16 protein-coding genes are annotated in these 18,433 nt (G+C 53.1%); 1 reads left to right on the top strand and 15 read right to left on the bottom strand.

The window, feature by feature from the left end; translation table 11 throughout:
* Positions 1-5: 5 nt before the first annotated feature.
* The 11 genes from def to GJ688_RS01335 all read right to left on the bottom strand — a co-directional run bounded on the left by def (position 6) and on the right by GJ688_RS01335 (position 12,151).
* Positions 6-464, bottom strand: a complete 459-nt coding sequence (gene def, locus GJ688_RS01385) for a peptide deformylase (protein ID WP_155474727.1) — start codon at positions 462-464, stop codon at positions 6-8.
* A gap of 53 nt (positions 465-517) precedes the next feature.
* Positions 518-2,779, bottom strand: coding sequence for a replication restart helicase PriA (gene priA, locus GJ688_RS01380; RefSeq protein WP_155474726.1), 2,262 nt, complete (start codon positions 2,777-2,779; stop codon positions 518-520).
* A gap of 108 nt (positions 2,780-2,887) precedes the next feature.
* A complete protein-coding gene (gene metK / locus GJ688_RS01375) occupies positions 2,888-4,081 on the bottom strand; it encodes a methionine adenosyltransferase (protein ID WP_155474725.1) in 1,194 nt (397 codons plus the stop codon).
* 115 nt (positions 4,082-4,196) lie between these two features.
* Positions 4,197-5,408 (bottom strand): bifunctional phosphopantothenoylcysteine decarboxylase/phosphopantothenate--cysteine ligase CoaBC, encoded by a 1,212-nt coding sequence (coaBC, locus tag GJ688_RS01370; protein ID WP_207708729.1) that lies wholly within the window; start codon positions 5,406-5,408, stop codon positions 4,197-4,199.
* Between the two features lie 11 nt (positions 5,409-5,419).
* Entirely contained in the window at positions 5,420-5,629 is a 210-nt protein-coding gene (gene rpoZ / locus GJ688_RS01365; protein ID WP_155474724.1) for a DNA-directed RNA polymerase subunit omega, read from the bottom strand.
* Positions 5,630-5,760: 131 nt separating this feature from the next.
* Positions 5,761-6,342 carry a guanylate kinase gene (gmk, locus tag GJ688_RS01360; protein ID WP_155474938.1) on the bottom strand — a complete coding sequence of 194 codons (582 nt, stop codon included), beginning with the start codon at positions 6,340-6,342 and terminating at the stop codon, positions 5,761-5,763.
* A gap of 34 nt (positions 6,343-6,376) precedes the next feature.
* Positions 6,377-6,652 (bottom strand): extracellular matrix/biofilm regulator RemA, encoded by a 276-nt coding sequence (gene remA, locus GJ688_RS01355; RefSeq protein ID WP_170291550.1) that lies wholly within the window; start codon positions 6,650-6,652, stop codon positions 6,377-6,379.
* Between the two features lie 11 nt (positions 6,653-6,663).
* Positions 6,664-6,969 carry an integration host factor, actinobacterial type gene (mihF, locus tag GJ688_RS01350; protein ID WP_155474723.1) on the bottom strand — a complete coding sequence of 102 codons (306 nt, stop codon included), beginning with the start codon at positions 6,967-6,969 and terminating at the stop codon, positions 6,664-6,666.
* Positions 6,970-7,000: 31 nt separating this feature from the next.
* A complete protein-coding gene (locus GJ688_RS01345) occupies positions 7,001-7,879 on the bottom strand; it encodes a YicC/YloC family endoribonuclease (protein ID WP_170291549.1) in 879 nt (292 codons plus the stop codon).
* 531 nt (positions 7,880-8,410) lie between these two features.
* Positions 8,411-9,253: a diaminopimelate epimerase gene (dapF, locus tag GJ688_RS01340; RefSeq protein ID WP_155474722.1), complete on the bottom strand. Its 843-nt coding sequence runs from the start codon at positions 9,251-9,253 to the stop codon at positions 8,411-8,413.
* 48 nt (positions 9,254-9,301) lie between these two features.
* On the bottom strand, positions 9,302-12,151 hold the full coding sequence (locus GJ688_RS01335; protein ID WP_207708723.1) for a cation-translocating P-type ATPase: 2,850 nt from the start codon (positions 12,149-12,151) through the stop codon (positions 9,302-9,304).
* Positions 12,152-12,320: 169 nt separating this feature from the next.
* On the opposite strand from GJ688_RS01335, the gene GJ688_RS01330 reads away from it, so the two are divergent.
* Positions 12,321-14,135, top strand: a complete 1,815-nt coding sequence (locus tag GJ688_RS01330; protein WP_155474721.1) for an Rqc2 family fibronectin-binding protein — start codon at positions 12,321-12,323, stop codon at positions 14,133-14,135.
* Positions 14,136-14,235: 100 nt separating this feature from the next.
* On the opposite strand, the gene GJ688_RS01325 is transcribed toward GJ688_RS01330, so the two are convergent.
* The 4 genes from GJ688_RS01325 to GJ688_RS01310 form a co-directional block, all read right to left on the bottom strand.
* Positions 14,236-15,015 (bottom strand): C40 family peptidase, encoded by a 780-nt coding sequence (locus GJ688_RS01325; protein ID WP_170291548.1) that lies wholly within the window; start codon positions 15,013-15,015, stop codon positions 14,236-14,238.
* Positions 15,016-15,123: 108 nt separating this feature from the next.
* Positions 15,124-16,602, bottom strand: coding sequence for an alkaline phosphatase family protein (locus tag GJ688_RS01320; RefSeq protein WP_170291547.1), 1,479 nt, complete (start codon positions 16,600-16,602; stop codon positions 15,124-15,126).
* 93 nt (positions 16,603-16,695) lie between these two features.
* Positions 16,696-17,607: a dihydroorotate dehydrogenase gene (locus GJ688_RS01315; protein WP_155474718.1), complete on the bottom strand. Its 912-nt coding sequence runs from the start codon at positions 17,605-17,607 to the stop codon at positions 16,696-16,698.
* Complete coding sequence (locus tag GJ688_RS01310; protein ID WP_170291546.1) at positions 17,600-18,409, bottom strand: dihydroorotate dehydrogenase electron transfer subunit; 810 nt, start codon at positions 18,407-18,409, stop codon at positions 17,600-17,602. Before GJ688_RS01310 ends, GJ688_RS01315 begins: the two co-directional genes overlap by 8 nt.
* Positions 18,410-18,433 lie beyond the last annotated feature (24 nt).

The raw sequence follows: 18,433 nt of genomic DNA, 5'->3' as shown, positions 1-18,433 counted from the left end.
AATTATCACTCCCTGGTTGGCACGTTTTTATCCAACAGGTCCACAAAGAGAACCCCTTCTAGGTGATCGATCTCATGCTGGAGCGCACGGGCTAAAAATCCGGTCCCTTCGATCACATACTCTTCGCCGTTGCGGTTCTGTGCCTTTACCTTCACTCGCTGGGAACGGTTTACTTCTTCTTGGAAGTCAGGAATGGAGAGGCATCCTTCCACATCGATCTGGCTGCCTTCCGCTTCGAGAATTTCTGGATTGACCAGTTCGATACGGCCATCACCGACATCGATGACGACGACACGTTTGCTGATGCCGATTTGGGGGGCCGCTAAGCCTACTCCTTTGGCAGCAACCATCGTATCATACATGTCATCCATCAAACGGCCCAGGTTAGCGTTGAATTTCGTTACGGTCTTCGCCTTTTCGCGCAATACCGGATCGCCGATTTTTACGATCTCATAAACGGCCATATGATCCCTCCTATGTGCTAAATCGAGTCTGATGCAAGGCATTATCCTGTTCATTATGGATCCATGGTGATGGTCGCGATCACAGGCAGAGGTCTTCCCCGCCGGCTATCATAATCTTGTCGAACGTTGCTGAGAATGGTTCGAAGAGGTTCATTGTCTCTTTGGGACAACCGGACTGTAAGCATCCAGCGATACTTATCTTCCACTTTGGCCACGGGAGCCGGTGCCGGTCCCCAGATATCGAGAGGAATTGAACTCTTCCGAGCATGCTCTCGGATGATCTCGGTCCACGTATCAGCAACCATTCGGACAAGAGAGTCTTCTGTTCCAGTAAATAAGATCCGGGCCAACCGGGAAAAGGGCGGATAACCCAACTGTTGCCGTATTTCGATTTCCCGTTGAAAAAACCCTTCATAATTATGATTTTGTACAGCCTGTAGACAATAATGTTCCGGACAATAGGTTTGTAAAATAACTTGACCGGAACGGTTGGCCCGGCCGGCCCGGCCAGACACCTGAGACAAGAGCTGGTAGGTCCGCTCGACCGCCCGGAAATCAGACACATGCAAGGAAGCGTCCGCTGCCAGAACCCCCACCAAGGTGACTTTGGGAAAGTCTAACCCTTTAGCGATCATCTGGGTACCCACCAGAATCGGCGCCTCTTCCCGTCCAAATTCCTCGAGAACCGGTTCGATGCCCTCTTCGGCTGCCACATCCCGGTCCATGCGCAGAACGGGGACACCGGGAAACCGGGCTTGCAGTTCCTCTTCCACGCGCTGCGTTCCAGCGCCGAAGTAGCGAATGGTCTTGCTGGCACACTGCGGGCATTGACGAGGCACATCACGGCGGAAGTTGCAGTAGTGACAATGCATCTGATCGCCTGCGCGGTGATAGACCAAGGAGATGGAACAATGGGGGCAAGTGATGACTGTGCCGCATTCCCGGCAGATGACGAAAGTGGAGAAACCGCGGCGATTTAAGTAGAGGATGGTCTGCTCCCGTCGTCGCAGTCGTTCCTCTATCGCTTGCAGCATAGAGGCTGAAAGCATCCCTCGGTTTCCCTCGGTCAATTCAGCCCGCATGTCGACGATGTCGACGACCGGCATGGGCTGCCCTTGGGCTCGTTCCGTCAATCGAAGGATTCGGTACGATCCTTCCATCGCTTTATCATATGTTTCAATGGCCGGCGTGGCTGATCCAATGATTACAAGGGCTCCGCAGTGGCGCGCTCTTTCGATAGCCACTTCTCGGGCATGATACTTGAGATCGTTTTCCTGATGATAGGATGGCTCGTGTTCCTCATCGACGATGATGAGACCTAAGTTCGGCACCGGTGCAAAGACGGCTGACCGAGGGCCGATGACAAGAGACGCTTCTCCCCGGCTGATCCGGTACCAATGGCTCCGCCGCACCTTCTCCGTCAATCCGCTATGCAATAGGAGAACATCGCTGCCGAATCGCTCCCGTAGACGCCTTCCCATCTGCGGCGTCAAGGCGATCTCCGGAACCAGAAATAAGACTTGTCGGCCCATGGCGAGCGCTTTTTTCGCCGCCTGAATATATATTTCCGTTTTCCCGCTCCCGGTAACCCCATGGAGCAGGAAGGGCTTTTTGTCTCGGTGAGACTTTTCCAAGTCAGCTATGATCGCCTGAACTGCTGCAACTTGTTCCTGGTTTAAGGCCGGCTCTATCATGGAAGGTGTCCCTTCCGACGATTCAACGTCCTTCTCCTCAGGGAAGCGAAAAGGAGGAAGCCGTTGTACTAGTTCGACCAAACCAGCCTCTAACAACCGTTCTAAGGAAGGAGACGTTTTTTTGCTCTTTTCGACGAGGGATGAAAATTTCATCTGTTTGCGAGGGGCACGAAAAAGCCGCTGCAGCAGTTGGCCGCATTCGGGATCGATTCCTTGCCACAGATCGATCTGTTCCTTGCCGATACTTTCGGAGAGTTTAACCCATTTGGCTGGCTTGAGAGACGGTCCCGGTGGAGCCATCAAGCGCAGCACGTCAGCCATCGTGCCGAGGACTTCCCTCGCCAGCCAAGGGACGAGAGCCAACAGATCTTCACCGAGTCGGTAACCGGGATGAAAGGCCTCAATGTTCGAAAAATGACCTCTATTTTCTGGTGGTTGATCATGCACATCGAGAACCCAACCGCGAAGGGTTCGTTGTTGAAAAGGAACCCACACTTCACAGCCAGGAAGAACAGAATGACCAAAGGTATCCGGAATCCGGTAAGTGAACGGGCGGTCTATGTCTCGATGAGGTATATCTACGATGACTTGGGCCCATCGACAAGAATCGTCTGCTTTCATCGGCTCACCCCGAGGTTTATCGTTGTTTTCATTATATCAAATCGGGTCAAGCAAGATGAAAGCCCGGAGCTAGAGCCCCGGGCGTTGTCATATGTGGTTTGATATCGATTACAGGCCAGCCAGTTTTTTGAGGGCTTCCACCTTGTCCAAACGCTCCCAAGGGAGGTCCAGATCGTTGCGGCCGAAGTGACCGTAGGCAGCGGTTTGACGATAGATGGGCCGGCGCAGGTCGAGCTCTTTGATGATTCCGGCAGGACGGAGATCAAAGACTTGTTTAACCCACTCTTCGATCTTAGCCTCGTCCACTTTACCGGTGCCAAATGTCTCGACCATGACAGAGACGGGATGGGCCACACCGATGGCGTAGGCGATTTGGATTTCGCAACGGTCAGCCAAGCCGGCAGCGACGACGTTCTTCGCTACGTACCGAGCGGCGTAGGCTGCAGAGCGGTCCACTTTTGTGGGGTCTTTGCCGGAGAAGGCGCCGCCGCCATGACGGGCCATACCGCCGTAAGTGTCGACGATGATTTTCCGACCGGTCAGTCCGGCGTCACCTTGAGGTCCGCCGATGACAAAACGACCGGTGGGGTTGATGAAGTAGCGAGTCTTCTCGTCGAGCAGTTCCCGCGGGATGATGGGCAGGATTACCCGTTCGATCAAGTCGGACTTGATGGTCTCCAGGGATACTTCTGGAGAGTGTTGAGTGGAGATGACGACGGTGTCCACACGGACCGGTTTGTCCCCATCATACTCAACTGTGACTTGCGTTTTGCCGTCGGGGCGAAGGTATTCCAACTCACCGGTCTTACGGACTTCCGAGAGGCGGCGAGAAAGTTTGTGAGCCAAGGAAACAGGCATCGGCATGAATTCCGGTGTTTCGTTGGTGGCATAACCGAACATCATACCTTGGTCACCGGCGCCGATCGCTTCAATCTCAGAGTCGCTCATTTCACCGGTTTTCGCTTCCAGAGCCTTGTCCACACCCATGGCAATGTCAGCCGATTGCTCGTCGATGGAGGTTAAAACAGCACAAGTTTCACAGTCAAAGCCGAATTTCGCGCGGGTATAGCCGATTTCACGGATCGTTTGCCGAACCACTTTCGGAATATCTACATAGCACTGGGTGGTGATCTCACCAGCTACCAGTACCAAACCAGTCGTTACGGAAGTTTCACAAGCTACCCGGGCCATGGGATCTTGGGTAAAAATCGCATCCAGAACGGCATCGGAGATCTGGTCAGCCACTTTATCGGGATGACCTTCGGTGACAGATTCCGACGTGAAGAGACGTCTACGATTCAATCGTGTTTCCTCCTTTACGGCCTTAGCCGAATTTCGATAGATTGTTGAGGAAATGTTCCCCTTTGTCTTTCTTACCTAGATTAACAAGTACGCGCATGAAATACAAGGGGATTGATCACACACGAGCCGACAAGATTTCGATCACTTTATCGAAGATACGACGGGCCAATTCCGCTTTTGACATTAAGTCTAACTGTTCTTTTTCGCCCTGGCGATTAAAAATCGTAACAATATTCGTGTCTTTGCCGAAGCCCGCCCCAGGCTGAGTGACGTCGTTCGCTACCATCAAGTCTAGGTTTTTGCGACGCAGCTTGTCCAGCGCATAGGTCTCTAGATCGTTCGTCTCGGCAGCAAATCCGACCAAAACTTGCCGATTTTTTTTCTGACCTAATTCGGCGAGGATATCGGGATTTTTCACCAGTTCCAAAAGGAGGTGGTCTGTCTTCTTTTTGAGCTTTTGCTCTTGTTGCATCAAAGGGCGGTAGTCGGCCACTGCCGCCGCTTTTACGACGACGTCTACGCGTTCAAAACGCTCTAAGACAGCCTGGCGCATCTCTTCAGCCGACTCGACCATGACCGCCTCCACTCCGGCGGGAAGGTCTAATCCGGTCGGTGTAGTGACCAAGGTGACTTGAGCGCCGCGCCGCAGCGCCTCCTGAGCTAAGGCGTAGCCCATCTTACCGGAGGAACGGTTGGTGATATATCGAACGGGATCGATCGCCTCCCGGGTTCCGCCGGCGGTGATCAATACCCGTTGCCCCGCCATATCCTTTGAAGCCGATAAGACTTCTTCGATGGCTGCCAAGATTCGTTCCACCTCGGCTAGGCGCCCTTTGCCGGAAGTGCCGCAGGCGAGCCGCCCGACCTCCGGTTCCACGATGATCGCTCCGCGCTGGCGAAGAACCCCTATGTTTTCTTCCACGGCAGGATGGGAGTACATGTTGACGTTCATCGCTGGTGCGATGACGAGTGGAGCTTTCGTAGCCAGCAAGGTTGTCGATAAAAAATCGTCGGCGATGCCCGAGCGTAGTTTGCCGATGATGTTCGCTGTAGCCGGCGCCAACACAAAAAGGTCTGCCGCTTCCGCGACAGACACGTGGGCCACGTTCCACTGCTTCGGTTCATCAAACATATCGACAATCACCGGCTGCTGGGAGAGCGTTTGGAAGGTCAAGGGACCAACGAACTTCGTCGCCGATTCGGTGAGAATCACCTGAACACGACTTCCCGCCTTCACCAAACGGCTGACCAATTCACAAGCTTTATAGGCGGCAATGCCGCCGCTGACGCCGACTACGATCAATTTGTCTTGCAGCGATTGTTTCATCATCGGCTGGCTCACTTAATGCCGCCTTTAGGCTGCTGGAAGCGGATTTTGCCTTCCACAATCTCTTGCAGAGCCAGGCTCACCGGCTTGGTCGATTTGGGCGTACTTACCATCGGTTCTGATTTGTCAGTGATGGCACGGGCTCGTTTTGCAGCCAACACCACCAGAGCGTATTTGCTGTCCACTTTCTCCATCAAACGGTCAAGGGATGGTTGGTTCAAGGATCACACCTCCCGAAGCTGCTTAGAAAAGGATTGCGAGTTTAATCTACTCCCTATAGAGGGATGCTGTGCCTATTTGACTACCGTCTCCATGACTAAGTAACAAAAGAATTAAAATCTATTACCCCAGGTTACTCCGATTTCCGATAGACCCGGCTCTTTTCCGCTTCCAAGATCGCTTGCAGGCGGGCTGTGGCCCATTCGGCATCGTCGTTGATCACACAATAATCGTACTTGTCGATGAACTCCAGCTCCGCTGAGGCCAGACTGAGCCGTTTTTCAATCACTTCGGGACTGTCGGTGCCTCGGCCGTAGATCCGTTTGGCCAGTTCATCGAGGGACGGCGGCGCAATAAAAATCAAAGCTGCTTCCGGGTAACGGCCTTTGACTTGCAACGCGCCCTGAATGTCGATTTCCAACAGCACATCCTGCCCATTAGAAAGCGACTCTTCCACTGGTTTCAATGGTGTTCCATAGTAGTTATCGTATACTTGGGCATATTCCAAGAAGTTATTCTCTTCGATCTGCTGTTCAAAGTCGTCTTTACCGAGAAAATAGTAATGTTCCCCGTGAATTTCACCGCAACGGGGAGGTCTTGTCGTCGCTGAAATGGACAGTTTCAGTTGTTTTTGCTTCGACAAAAGTAAACGGCTCAGGGTTCCCTTACCTGCTCCAGAAGGTCCCGAGATGACGAGAAGTACACCGCGACCCATTCGAGCCAGCCAAGATTCAAGAATATAGCTTCCCTTATTCGGCTCCTTCATCTCCATGATGACCCGTCTCCTTAGCCGACAGACGATGAGCCACCGTCTCGGGCTGAACAGCCGATAAGATGACATGGTCGCTATCGGCGATTATTACCGCCCGGGTGCGCCGGCCATAGGTGGCGTCGATCAGCATCCCCCGGTCCCGGGCTTCCTGAATGATGCGCTTAATCGGCGCTGACTCAGGACTGACAATCGCGACAATACGGTTGGCAGAAACAATATTCCCAAAACCGATATTGATCAATTTGATATCCACTTCGGTTCCTCCTAAGTCAGTTTCGACAGCAGCGCATCTCGTTGCCGGCTTCCCAAACCTTGCAGGCGGCGCGATTCGTCAATGCCGATATCAGCCATGATGCGTCGAGCAGTCCGTTTCCCCACTTTCGGCAGCGATTCCAGCAAATAGAGTACCCGCATTCCCTTGACAATTTCATCTTCCCGGTTCAAGACGGTTTCAACCGTAATCACTCCGGACTTCAACTGGTTACGCAGTTGTGTACGACTGCTGCGAATGGCATGGGCTTTTTTTAGAGCTTCTTGTTTTTGTTCTTGAGTTAATGTGGGCACAGCCATGACGATCCTCCTAATTTGGGTCCAGGCACTGCTATTCGACGTTTTGCACCTGTTCGCGGATTTTTTCCAATTCACTCTTTAAATCTACAACATGTCGGGATATGTCGAGGTCGTTGCTTTTCGAGCCGATCGTGTTCACTTCCCGATTCATCTCTTGAACCAGAAAATCAAGTTTTCGACCGACTGGCTCTTGCGATCTCAAAGCCCTTTGAAATTGCTCCAAGTGGCTGTCGAGACGGACTAATTCTTCCGTTATGTTGGTACGGTCGGCAAAAAGGGCGATCTCTGTGGTCAGCCGTTGTTCATCGACAGGAACCTGTCCCAGCAGTTCTTTCAAGCGTTCCCGCATGCGCTCCATATGTTCTGCTGCCACGTAGGGCGCTCGGTCCTCTACAGCTTTGATTCGTTGCCGCAGAAAGGTCAGGCGCAAGAAAAGGTCCTCCGCCAGTGAGTTGCCCTCTTGCATCCGCATGCTCATCAAGCCATCGAGTGCCCGCTGAGCCGCCCCTTCAACGACACGAGCCACTTCTTCTATGTCTTCTTCTGGTTCAGCCAAAGTGATCACTTCAGGCAGACTCATCAGATGAGAGACAGCGAGATCAAAGGTGAGATCCATTTCCTGGGCCAAGTCTTTCAACGATTTATAATATCTAACAGCCAATTGCTTGTCAACCTTTACCTGGCTGGTCTCTTCCCCATCCGCTTCAAAGTTGACAAAAACATCGATCCTGCCTCGGGAAACCTTTTGTAAAAATATACGCTTGATCAGGTCTTCCAAGCCCATGTAGCTCTTCGGCAGACGCACCATCACTTCGGAGTAGCGATGGTTTACCGCCTTCGCTTCCACGGTCACCCGCTTGCCGGCTCCGCAGGCTTCGCCCCGGCCGTAACCGGTCATGCTCTTGATCACGTTCCATGCTCCTTTTAACGGCCCGTTTTGCTGATTGCCATAAATTCCAAACGGGACTTTATTCGACTTTAATTGTATAAATCCTTTTCCATGTAACAAAAAAAGGGCCGAAATCATGGCCCCTTGTAGGAATAGGCTTCCCCATATTACTTGTAGCCGATACGCGAATCAACATTAACACTGACTGTAAGTCCGATGGAAGAGAGCCGTTTTTACATTGATGTAACTCGGGGTGTAATGACGCCGTTCGCTAAGGGCTGCGTGGCTGTTCGCTCGGTTGCTACGCGGGCGCGCAAAACCTCCGGGCTTGTCTGAATGTTAACCGATGCGCGCTTTTCCGCTCCGCAACTTTCGCTCACGACGTCACTTCGCCCAAATCGCTCACTCTGTCATTGCACCCCAGATTTTTCTATCCAGTATAGTTGGCCTTCATTTTATGTACCTACGTCTTGTAGACAGGATGATTTCTCTTACACTTAGCTTTCAATTGTGTTGAAGCAGTATGTTTCCATACTAAAGGTAAGGCTTTCTCTATAAGGGATATACGCCTCGAAAAACTTCGACAGCCGGACCGGTCATGTAAACCCGGTTGTTCGATTCGTTCCATTCAATAAGCAGTGTTCCGCCGGCTAGGTGGACTTTCACCTGGCGGCCTGTATAACCGTTGAGGATGGAACCGACGGCGGTGGCGCAAGCTCCGGTGCCGCAGGCGAGGGTGGGTCCCACCCCGCGTTCCCAGACGAGCATGTTCACTTCCGACGCGTTTAAGACCTGAACAAATTCCACATTTGTTTTCTGCGGGAAGGCACTGTGTTTCTCCACCTTTGGTCCCACCGTGGTGACAGGAGCTTTCTCGATATCATCGACAAAGATCAGACAGTGTGGGTTTCCCATAGAAACGGCGGTGACGGAAAAAGTCTGTTCGTCTACAGCGAGTTCTTCTTGGATTACTTTTCCCTGCGGTCCAGACATGGGGATTTGGCTTCGTTCCAGACGAGGCACGCCCATATCGACCCGTATCCCCTTTATTTCACCGTCTTCGAAGATGATCTCGGGAACGATGATCCCGGCTAGTGTCTCCACTTCTACGCGCCCTTTCGGCACAATTCCCCGCTCATAGACATACCGGGCGACACAGCGAATGCCGTTGCCGCACATTTCCGCTTCCGATCCGTCAGCGTTGAGGATACGCCAGCGGATGTCAGCTTTTTCCGAGGGAAAGATGACGATCAACCCGTCGGCGCCAATGCCGTAGTGGCGGTCGCATAAGCGAACCGCCACCTCTTCCCAATCAGTGCGTTCAAGGTTGGGGGAATGTAAGGCGTTGACAATAACAAAGTCGTTGCCAAGTCCATGCATTTTCACAAAATCCATGTTGTCAAAAGCCACCTTTCTATTTTCCCGTTCCCCCTCCCCGTCCCATCACTGACCAAGGACGGGACGACGGCGATTTTGGCTGAAGGGGCGGCTGACCAGATGCCACAACCCGGTAACCAGCAGCCAGCCTCCGGACATGAACAAGACGACAAGCCAGTGAGACGGTTCGAGAGGAACGGTTTGAAAAATCTTTTGCAGCCAAGGGACATATACGGCGGCCAATTGCATGGCGCCGGAAAGGAATACGGCTGCGAGCAGATGAGGGTTCGTCATCCAGCCTAGTTCAAAAATGGAGTACCGGTCAGAGCGACAGTCGAAGACGTAAAAAAGCTGGAAGAAGGTCAATGTACAAAAAGCCATCGTTCTCGCCAAGGGAAGATCGCCCAGATAGATGCCCCATGAGAATACGGCGAGTGTAGCTAATCCGCAGTATGTGCCCCAGATCAGGATCCGGCGGCCCAGTCCGCCCGCCAGCACGCTTTCCATCGGATGGCGAGGTTTGCGGTTCATCACGTCCGGATCGGGAGAATCGACCCCTAGCGCCATAGCCGGCAAACCGTCTGTGACGAGGTTCACCCAGAGCAGTTGTACCGGCAGCAACGGCAGCGGCATGGCGAAGAGACTGGCCAGGAACATCACTAGGACTTCACCGGCGTTGCAAGAGAGAAGATAACGAACAAACTTCCGGATGTTGTCATAAGTGGCCCGGCCTTGTTCCACAGCCCCTACGATCGTCACAAAGTTATCGTCGGACAGGACCATCGACGAGGCTTCTTTGGTCACATCGGTCCCGGTACGGCCCATGGCGATGCCGATATCCGATTCTTTCACCGCCGGTGCGTCATTGACTCCGTCACCGGTCATGGCCACCACATGGCCTCGTCCTTTAAAAGCCCGGACGATGCGAAGTTTATGGGCCGGCGACACACGGGCAAAGACGGATGCGCGAGATACCTTTTCGACCAGATCCTGTTCATCCATCTCTTCTAGCTGGGCGCCGGTGATGACCTCTTCCGTCCGCTGGGCGATCCCTAATTCCCGGGCAACGGCGAAGGCTGTCACCGGGTGGTCGCCGGTGATCATGACTGTCCGTATACCCGCTTTAGCACAGCGATCTACAGCTTGCTTCACGCCGGGCCGCGGCGGATCCATCATCCCGACGAGGCCGAGAAAAACGAGTTCTCCTTCGACGGTCTCTTTGATCTCTTCTTCGGCCAGATGTTCCGGCAGAGATCGGCATGCTAAGGCGAGCACACGCAAAGCCTCTTGGGCCATACGCTCGTTTTCCGATAGGATCTGCTTCCGCTTTTGCTCAGTCATAGGAACATCGACGCCATTTTGACGAATAAAAGAACAACGGGCCAGCATCGTCTCTGGAGCGCCTTTCACAAAGGAAAACTGTTTATGAGTACGGTTACGAACGATCACAGCCATGCGCTTACGGTCGGAATCAAAAGGCAGTTCTTGCATCCGTTCGTACTCGTGTTCGACATTTTGACGGTGAAATCCTCCCTTGGCTGCCAAAACCAACAGGGCTCCTTCTGTCGGATCGCCGTTGATGGTCCAGTGCACCGATTCCCCCCTGCCGGTTTTTGCCTTCTTCTTAGACCAGGCACTGTTGGAGCCGCGCTCAGCGATTCCCTGATTGACGATTTCCGCATTATTACAGAGAACGCTGGCCAACAGCAGCATATTTAAATCGGTCCAATCGGTTCCACCATGGAGCCCTTCGGTCAATTGGATCTTCCGGCCGGCTGCCATCAATTCCCCTTTTGGTTCATATCCCTGCCCGCCGACCATGATCGTATCACCATTTAAATAGACCTGCCGAACGGTCATCTGGTTTTGGGTCAATGTGCCCGTTTTGTCCGAACAGATCGCCGTGGCGCAGCCTAAAGTCTCCACAGCAGGCAGCTTGCGGATGATGGCCCGGCTCTTGATCATCCTCTGTACGCCGATCGCCAGTACGATCGTTACGATAGCCGGCAATCCTTCCGGAATCGCGGCCACAGCTAGGCTGACGCCGGTCAGCACCATCCGGTACACCGGTTCCCCTTGCCACAAGCCGATGAAGACGACGACCAGACAAATGGCCAAACAGACAGCCACGAGGATTTTTCCAAGTTCATCGAGACGCCGCTGAAGTGGAGTCAGTTCATCTTCCACCGATTCGATCATATAGGCGATGCGTCCCATCTCGGTCCTCATTCCAGTGGCTACCACGACTCCTTGACCTCGACCGCGGGTGACGATCGTTCCAGAAAAGGCCATGTTTGACATGTCACCGATACCGAGGCCGAGCATCGTCAGCGGCTCGGCCTGTTTGGCGACAGGCATAGACTCACCGGTTAAAGGGGCTTCATCCACTTCCAGCTCGTGGCTTTCACTGATCCGCATATCGGCGGGAACTCGATCGCCTGCTTCCAACAGGACCATATCTCCCGGTACGACTTCATCGGCCCGGATGCGAACCTCCTGGCCGTCGCGGATCACCCTTGCCTCCGGCGCCGTAAGCTTTTTCAAAGCCTCCAAGGATTGTTCCGCCCGGAACTCCTGAACAAAACCTAAGACTGCATTCAAGGCGACGATCAGCAAAATGGTGACGGCATCGACGATTTCCCCTAAAAATGCGGAAATGGCCGTCGCCGCCAGCAACACTAGGATCATAAAATCTTGAAACTGGGCAAAAAACTTTTTCCACAACGGCGTCGCTTCGGTAGCCTCAAGTGCGTTCGGGCCGATCTGGGCCAACCTTTCTCGGGCCTCTCTCGAGGTCAACCCATCGGAGCCTGTGTCCATAGCACTGAAAAGCTCGGCCTTGTCCAACTGATGCCAGGGCTTGTCCGGTTCATGGTGTGTTTCAAATCCACCCATTCCCCTACGTTTTTTACTCATACACTTCCCTCGTTTCCCCCATCGTCAGATGTTCCTGGGCTCCACCCGTGGGACGGGCTCCCCCTTGTCCTATACCTATGAACGACCCGGCATGTCCATGCATCATACCGACGTTGCTGCTTCTGCAGATCCCATGCTATGATGAATCACACAAAGGAGGGTTTGTCCCGTGGCTCTAGATGGATTGACACTCACCACGATCATAAAGGAACTCCACCCAGCGCTAACAGGCGGGCGCATCGACCGTATCGTGCAGCCTCTTGCCGACGAGATACACCTGATCGGCCGCACCGACCATAAGTCTTGGCGTCTGCTTCTTTCGGCATCACCGACTGGGGGACGTATTCACCTGACCAAAACGAACAAGCCTAATCCCACGCATCCGCCTCTCTACTGCATGGTCCTACGGAAGCATTTGGAAGGCGGTCGAATCCGGGCTGTAGAACAAGTCCCCTGGGAACGGGTCGTACGTGTGCGTATCGAAGGCAGCGACGAACTGGGTGGACGTACCGAAAAAAGCTTGTACTTGGAAATCATGGGCAAGCATTCTAACCTCATCCTCGTCGACGACGCTTCGGAGACCATCCTGGACGGCATCCGCCGGTACAGCCATGCTGTCAGTCGCCATCGGGAAGTACTCCCCGGGCGCCCTTACATCGCCCCTCCTTCCCAGGAGAAACTGCTGCTCCCATCGGTGACCGACGAAAGTCTGGGAGAACTGTTATATCAAGCAGCGGAAAAGACCTCTGTAGACAAAGCGCTGCAGCAACACCTGATGGGGATCAGCCCGGAGACAGCTCGGGAAATTTGCTTCCGTGCCGGCATTGCCAAGACGACTGTCACCGGTGAATGCGCAGGTTACGAATTCGGTCGGCTTGCTTTGGCTATCCGGGACTTGGTGGCTATGGTCGAACAAGGAACATATACTCCTGAAGTGGTCTGGGAGAACATGACTCCGAAAGCTTTCGCCCCTTGGCCGCTGCTTCATTTGGACCGATCGCTGCGGCGGGAAAGATACGCCACTGTGAATGAAGCGATCGAGCTCTTCTATAACAGCAAAAGCCAGCTAGAAAAACTATCGAATATGCGTTCCGCTCTATTAAAGCGCGTCGCCGCTGAATGGGATCGGGTACACCGCCGGAAAACCAGCCAAGAAAAGGACATCGCTACAGCAGAAAAAGACCTAGTCTATCGCAGTTGGGGCGAATTGTTGATGGCTAACTTGTACCGGGTCCAGCCAGGCGACCGTTCCATCACGGTTCAAGACTTTGTCGACCCCGACATGACTTTTGAGATCGAATTGGATCCCTCGTTGACTCCATCGGAAAACACGCAAGTTTTCTTCAGCCGCTATAACAAGGCCAGGCAGACGGTTCTGCTGGCAACGGAACAAAAAGAAAGCACCGCCCAGGAACTGGCTTACCTGGATTCGGTGCTCATATCATTGGAACAAGCAGAAAACCTCGACGATCTGGCAGAGATCCGGCAGGAACTCGTTCAAAGCGGTTACCTTCCCGGCGAAAAACCGAAAGAAAAGGTGAGACATCCCCAAAAAGGCGGTAAACCAAGCAAGGGAACCAAAAGCCCGGCCAAGGAAACGGCACCCGCTCCGAAACCGTTGACGATTACGACACCGGAAGGTTGGACCATTTGGGTCGGCCGCAACAACCGACAGAACGATTACCTGACGATGAAAATGTCCCGTGATACAGACATTTGGCTGCACACAAAAGATATTCCGGGCGCTCACGTCGTCATTCCCATGCGAGAGCGAAAGAACCTTCCTGATTCAGTCCTTGAGTTGGCGGCTATGTATTCGGCTTACTACAGCCGCAGCCGGGAGGCAGACAAGGTGCCAGTCGATTACACAGAACGGCGCTACGTTCGAAAACCGACCGGAGGAAAACCGGGCTTTGTCATCTACGATCATCAGCAGACGCTCTGGGTAAATCCCCGGAAGATAGAAGGTTTTGCGCCCGAATAGCTTTCTAATTGATTTTACAGCCCAGATTTTCCCTCCCAGTGCAATAGTTCTGGTAAGAAGCCATCCTATATGTTTTATAGGGTGAATTTTTTAGTTACGTCTACACTTTTACCCGCCGGAACCCCAACAAGATATCCTTCCATCTCGGTTCATTCCAATTGGACCATTGAACACTGCCAAGACTGCTTGCAGCATGAATGAATTGTCCTCCCTGCCCGACAAGGCCGACGTGATCAGCGCTGGTTTGATTCGAGGAGAAAAAAATCAAATCTCCCGGCTTCAGGTCTTTTTCTTCTTCCACTGGTTCAAGGGCTTCCCACTGATCCTGGGCGTCTCGAGGGAGTTCAATTCCCTGCAGGCGATAGGTCATGAACACCAGTGCCGAGCAATCGATTCCATGGCAGCTCATCCCTCCCCAGAGATAAGGGGTACCTAAAAATTGAGCCGCCGTCTGCAGAACCTCTTCTCCCATGTGACGATCATTCTCCAAGGATCTCTTATGGGGCCATTCCCGCATATCGCCGAAGGGGAACCAGGCGACTTCTCCGCTCGGCAATAACAAGGCTCCCCCTTCCTCCCAGGAATCGACCATGGGAAAGACAGCGCCCAGGGGAAGCCACCCCTTCTCAAAGACTGCTTTGGGCAGCGCCACGATCGCCTGAGGTCCTTCCACTGAGGAACCACTTTTTGTCTCCAGATCCTCTGCTTTGATCCACCCTTCATAGTCACCTTGTTCAGGCAGGCGGACTTTTTTCCATCCTTCTTGAGATTCTAATACTTCCACGGGACTGCCCAGCCAGCCTTGGGTGACCCGCTGCCTCGGTTCTTCCGGTCGATCCCAGAGATCCGCTAAGGGACAGGCAATGTATTTGTCCTCCACTCTAACTCCCTCCATTCGTAACAAATTATTCAAGAATCGCCCACAATATCATCAAGCCAAAATGAAAAAGACCTTTCGTTGCTTCGAAAGGTCTTTTCTTCATAAGATTTATCGGGGCGTTGCTGGCAATGATTCCATGATCCAGGGAAAAAAATCGATGATGCGCTGATGGGCTAAGTCTCTCTCCGTTCCGGCCAAGATAGCCGGAACGACCGAATCACTTTCATGGAGGGAACCATGGCTGCCACCACCAGGGAATATAGGGGCGTCTTCCGCATAGAACTCATAACCGGGCCGGGCAGACAGGAGCACCCGTGTCGATGATTGGCTTTCAAAGGCCGATTTAATGCGGGAGAAGGCGTCAGGATATTCCCCAAATTCGAGCCGGTTCTCTTTTATCGTTCCGTCCAGGACAGATAAATCACCTTCATAATCCCATCGGACACCATATGGGTCTTCATATTTGTCTGACCGCCAAAAAGACAGCATCTTCCGGCTTTTTGGTTGCATGACGCGATATTTTTGTCCTTCCCGCCACATGATCTGCGCAATCCGTTCATCGGAAGAAAGAGTGTCGATCACTTCCGCTTGCACCGTATCGACGTTTCGCAAGATATAGATGATCGCCATGCGCTCATTCGGGCAGATGGTGATATCATAGCGGCCGATACCGCCCCAGGAGAGCATGCGAAGCTGCTTAAACCGAGCGAGCATCCGCTCTAACAAGATGGTGGAATGTTTGGCTCCGATTGAGCATTGAGCGTGATCACCGGTGACCAGGATAGAATTCTGTTCAAGAGCATGCTCCCAGGAGGGAAAGGCGTTGAGAACCTGTTGAATCATCTGATCGGCTTTCCGTACGCAAGGGTGTGACTTTAAAGGGCCTACCCGGTGGGAATAGCCGTCATTATCTGGCAGGTAGACAGCCATAAAATCGGGCTGTCTTCCCCGGCGGATAAGTTCCCGGGCAGCGAGACAGGAGAAGGTATCGTTAAAGCCAAACTTATTGAAGGGCCCGGCAGGACCTCGAAATCCTTCCAGTCCAGGAGAAAGAAAACATTCCCCCAAAACGAGACTCTCAGGCCCAAAAATAGGCCCTTTCAGACGGAGCCAGGCCGCTAAGCGGATCAACCAGGGCAATTTCGGTTCGACCCGCTTGCGTCCACGATAGATAAAAAAGTTTATGTTCCCTGAGGAATAACCCCGCTCTTCCAAAACCTCATGACAGGTCTTGATCAAGGGATTGACATGTTCTTGATTCAGGTTATAGAGCAGGTTTTTGACCGATTGAAACACACCCAGTTTGACGATGGCTCCCGGGGTGGCGCCGTAGTTTACCAACCGTTGGCTCATCTCGGAGAACCATATGAAACCAGGGACTTTGTGCTGATCGGCATAGGTACCTGTGGCGATAGAACTGAGCGCCGTCGGCGTCATCGTCGGAAAAGCCGAGACGATTCGGTCATGGCTGAATCCTTTGCGCCGAAGAAAAGAGAGGGCAGGCGCGGAACCATCATGGGTCACATCATCCAATACGCGGGGATGAAGGGAATCAATGATAAACATGATGACTTTCTTCCTACGCACTGTCCCACCTCCCCAGTTGCTAATCGTTATCATCTGCCTATATATAATAACTCAAATCAACTTTGACGTAAATGGACAGGTTAATTTGTGGAATTAGCGGTGAACTGCACCAATGATCTCTGAAATATCGCGGACCCCTTCGCGGAGACAAAAAGCTTCGATCCCCTCAAGAATATCCATCGTAGCCCGTGGATTGGTGAAATTGGTGGTCCCTACGGCGATGGATGTCGCTCCAGCCATGATAAACTCTATGGCGTCATCGGCGTTAGAGATTCCACCCATTCCCAGCAAGGGCACTGAAACGGCCTTGTACACTTGATAGACCATACGCAACGCAACTGGTTTAACAGCAGGCCCCGATAGGCCGGCAAAGACGTTGGCGATCACCGGTCTGCGAGTGCGGATATCGATAGCCATGCCGAGCAGTGTGTTGATCAAAGCCAATGCGTCTGCACCGGCGTCGACGACCGCTTTGGCCATCTCCGTGATATCGGTGACATTCGGTGAGAGCTTCACGATGACCGGTTTTTTCGTATTCTCCCGGACCGAGCGGGTTACCGCTGCCGCCGACGCGGGGATCGTACCGAACTGGATGCCCCCCTGCTTTACGTTCGGGCAGGAGATGTTCACCTCAATCGCCGCAATGCCTTCTGTTCGTTCGATGATTTCTGCCAGTTGTCCATATTCTTCAACGGTGTTACCGCTAATATTGACGATGACTGGTGTATTTATCGACTGTAATGGGGGCAAGTGTTCTTCGATCAGACCTTGAATCCCCGGATTCTGCAGTCCGATCGCATTTAGCATGCCTGCCGGTGTCTCTGCCATACGGGGCGTCGGATTTCCTTCTCTTGGCGCTAAGGTTGTCCCTTTGACGACGATGGCTCCCAGGCGGTTCAGATCGACAAAAGGAGCAAATTCCAGACCGAAACCAAAAGTACCCGATGCCGTCGTTACCGGGTTTTTCATCAGGAGGCCGCCGAGGTTCACAGACAGGTTACTCATCCCAAACCACCTCCCCGCTCCAAAACACAGGTCCGTCCGTACAGACCTTCGAATGGGTCCAAGCTTTGCCGGCAGCCTTGGCTTTCGTCTTGCAGACGCAAGAAAGACAAGCGCCGAGACCGCAGCACATGCGTTCCTCCAAGGAAATTTGGCAGGCCCAGCCTTTCGATTCAGCCATTTTGTGCACCGCTTTTAACATCGGTTTCGGTCCACAGACATAGAGCAGAGGCCGCCGTTCTCCCCAAGGGGATCGTTCCAGCAGATCGGTTACTCGTCCCGTCATGCCCAAAGATCCGTCTTCCGTAGCCACTTGTACGTCTACACCAAGGTCTTTGAATCCTTCCACCGTCATCACTTGTCCGGTGCTGCGGGCGCCGTAGAGCAAGATGCCCGGTTCCTCCCGGCGGCTCCAAGCTGCAGCTAAGGGAAGCAGCGGAGCGATACCGATACCTCCTGCCACATACACAGGAAGATAATTTTCCTCGGGCTCGGTCATCTTCCACCCTTTGCCGAGAGGTCCCCAAAGGGGAAGCTCTTGGCCTGCGGCAGCCGTCGCTAGGATCCGAGTCCCCTTGCCGGCACTGTGGTATAAAAGGGTGATCGTCCCCTTAAGGGGATCGATGTCATGCAAGCTGATGGGCCGTGGTAACAAGGGATCGAGGCCGTTGTTGACACGTATCTGTACAAACTGACCGGGTTCGGCCCGTCGAGCTACTTCCGGTACCGAAAGGATCATGCGAAAAAATCCTGGTTGTATCTGTTCTTGATCCAGCAGAACAGCCTTCGTCAAAAGTGGTTCCATGGTCATCGCTCCTTCCATAGGGGG

Origin of the sequence: Heliobacterium mobile, from assembly GCF_009720735.1 — a bacterium.
GTDB lineage: Bacteria > Bacillota > Desulfitobacteriia > Heliobacteriales > Heliobacteriaceae > Heliobacterium > Heliobacterium mobile.
Note: the sequence above shows the minus strand (reverse complement) of the source record. Positions and strands in the feature narration are given on the sequence as shown.

Excerpts from the sequence above, each read along its gene's own strand:
- def (WP_155474727.1), bottom strand. The coding sequence starts at position 464 with ATGGCCGTTTATGAGATCGTAAAAATCGGCGATCCGGTATTGCGCGAA.
- GJ688_RS01310 (WP_170291546.1), bottom strand. The coding sequence starts at position 18,409 with ATGGAACCACTTTTGACGAAGGCTGTTCTGCTGGATCAAGAACAGATA.
- dapF (WP_155474722.1), bottom strand. The coding sequence starts at position 9,253 with ATGGATTTTGTGAAAATGCATGGACTTGGCAACGACTTTGTTATTGTC.
- mihF (WP_155474723.1), bottom strand. The coding sequence starts at position 6,969 with ATGGCTGTGCCCACATTAACTCAAGAACAAAAACAAGAAGCTCTAAAA.
- GJ688_RS01335 (WP_207708723.1), bottom strand. The coding sequence starts at position 12,151 with ATGAGTAAAAAACGTAGGGGAATGGGTGGATTTGAAACACACCATGAA.
- GJ688_RS01315 (WP_155474718.1), bottom strand. The coding sequence starts at position 17,607 with ATGAGTAACCTGTCTGTGAACCTCGGCGGCCTCCTGATGAAAAACCCG.
- coaBC (WP_207708729.1), bottom strand. The coding sequence starts at position 5,408 with ATGAAACAATCGCTGCAAGACAAATTGATCGTAGTCGGCGTCAGCGGC.
- gmk (WP_155474938.1), bottom strand. The coding sequence starts at position 6,342 with ATGGGTCGCGGTGTACTTCTCGTCATCTCGGGACCTTCTGGAGCAGGT.
- priA (WP_155474726.1), bottom strand. The coding sequence starts at position 2,779 with ATGAAAGCAGACGATTCTTGTCGATGGGCCCAAGTCATCGTAGATATA.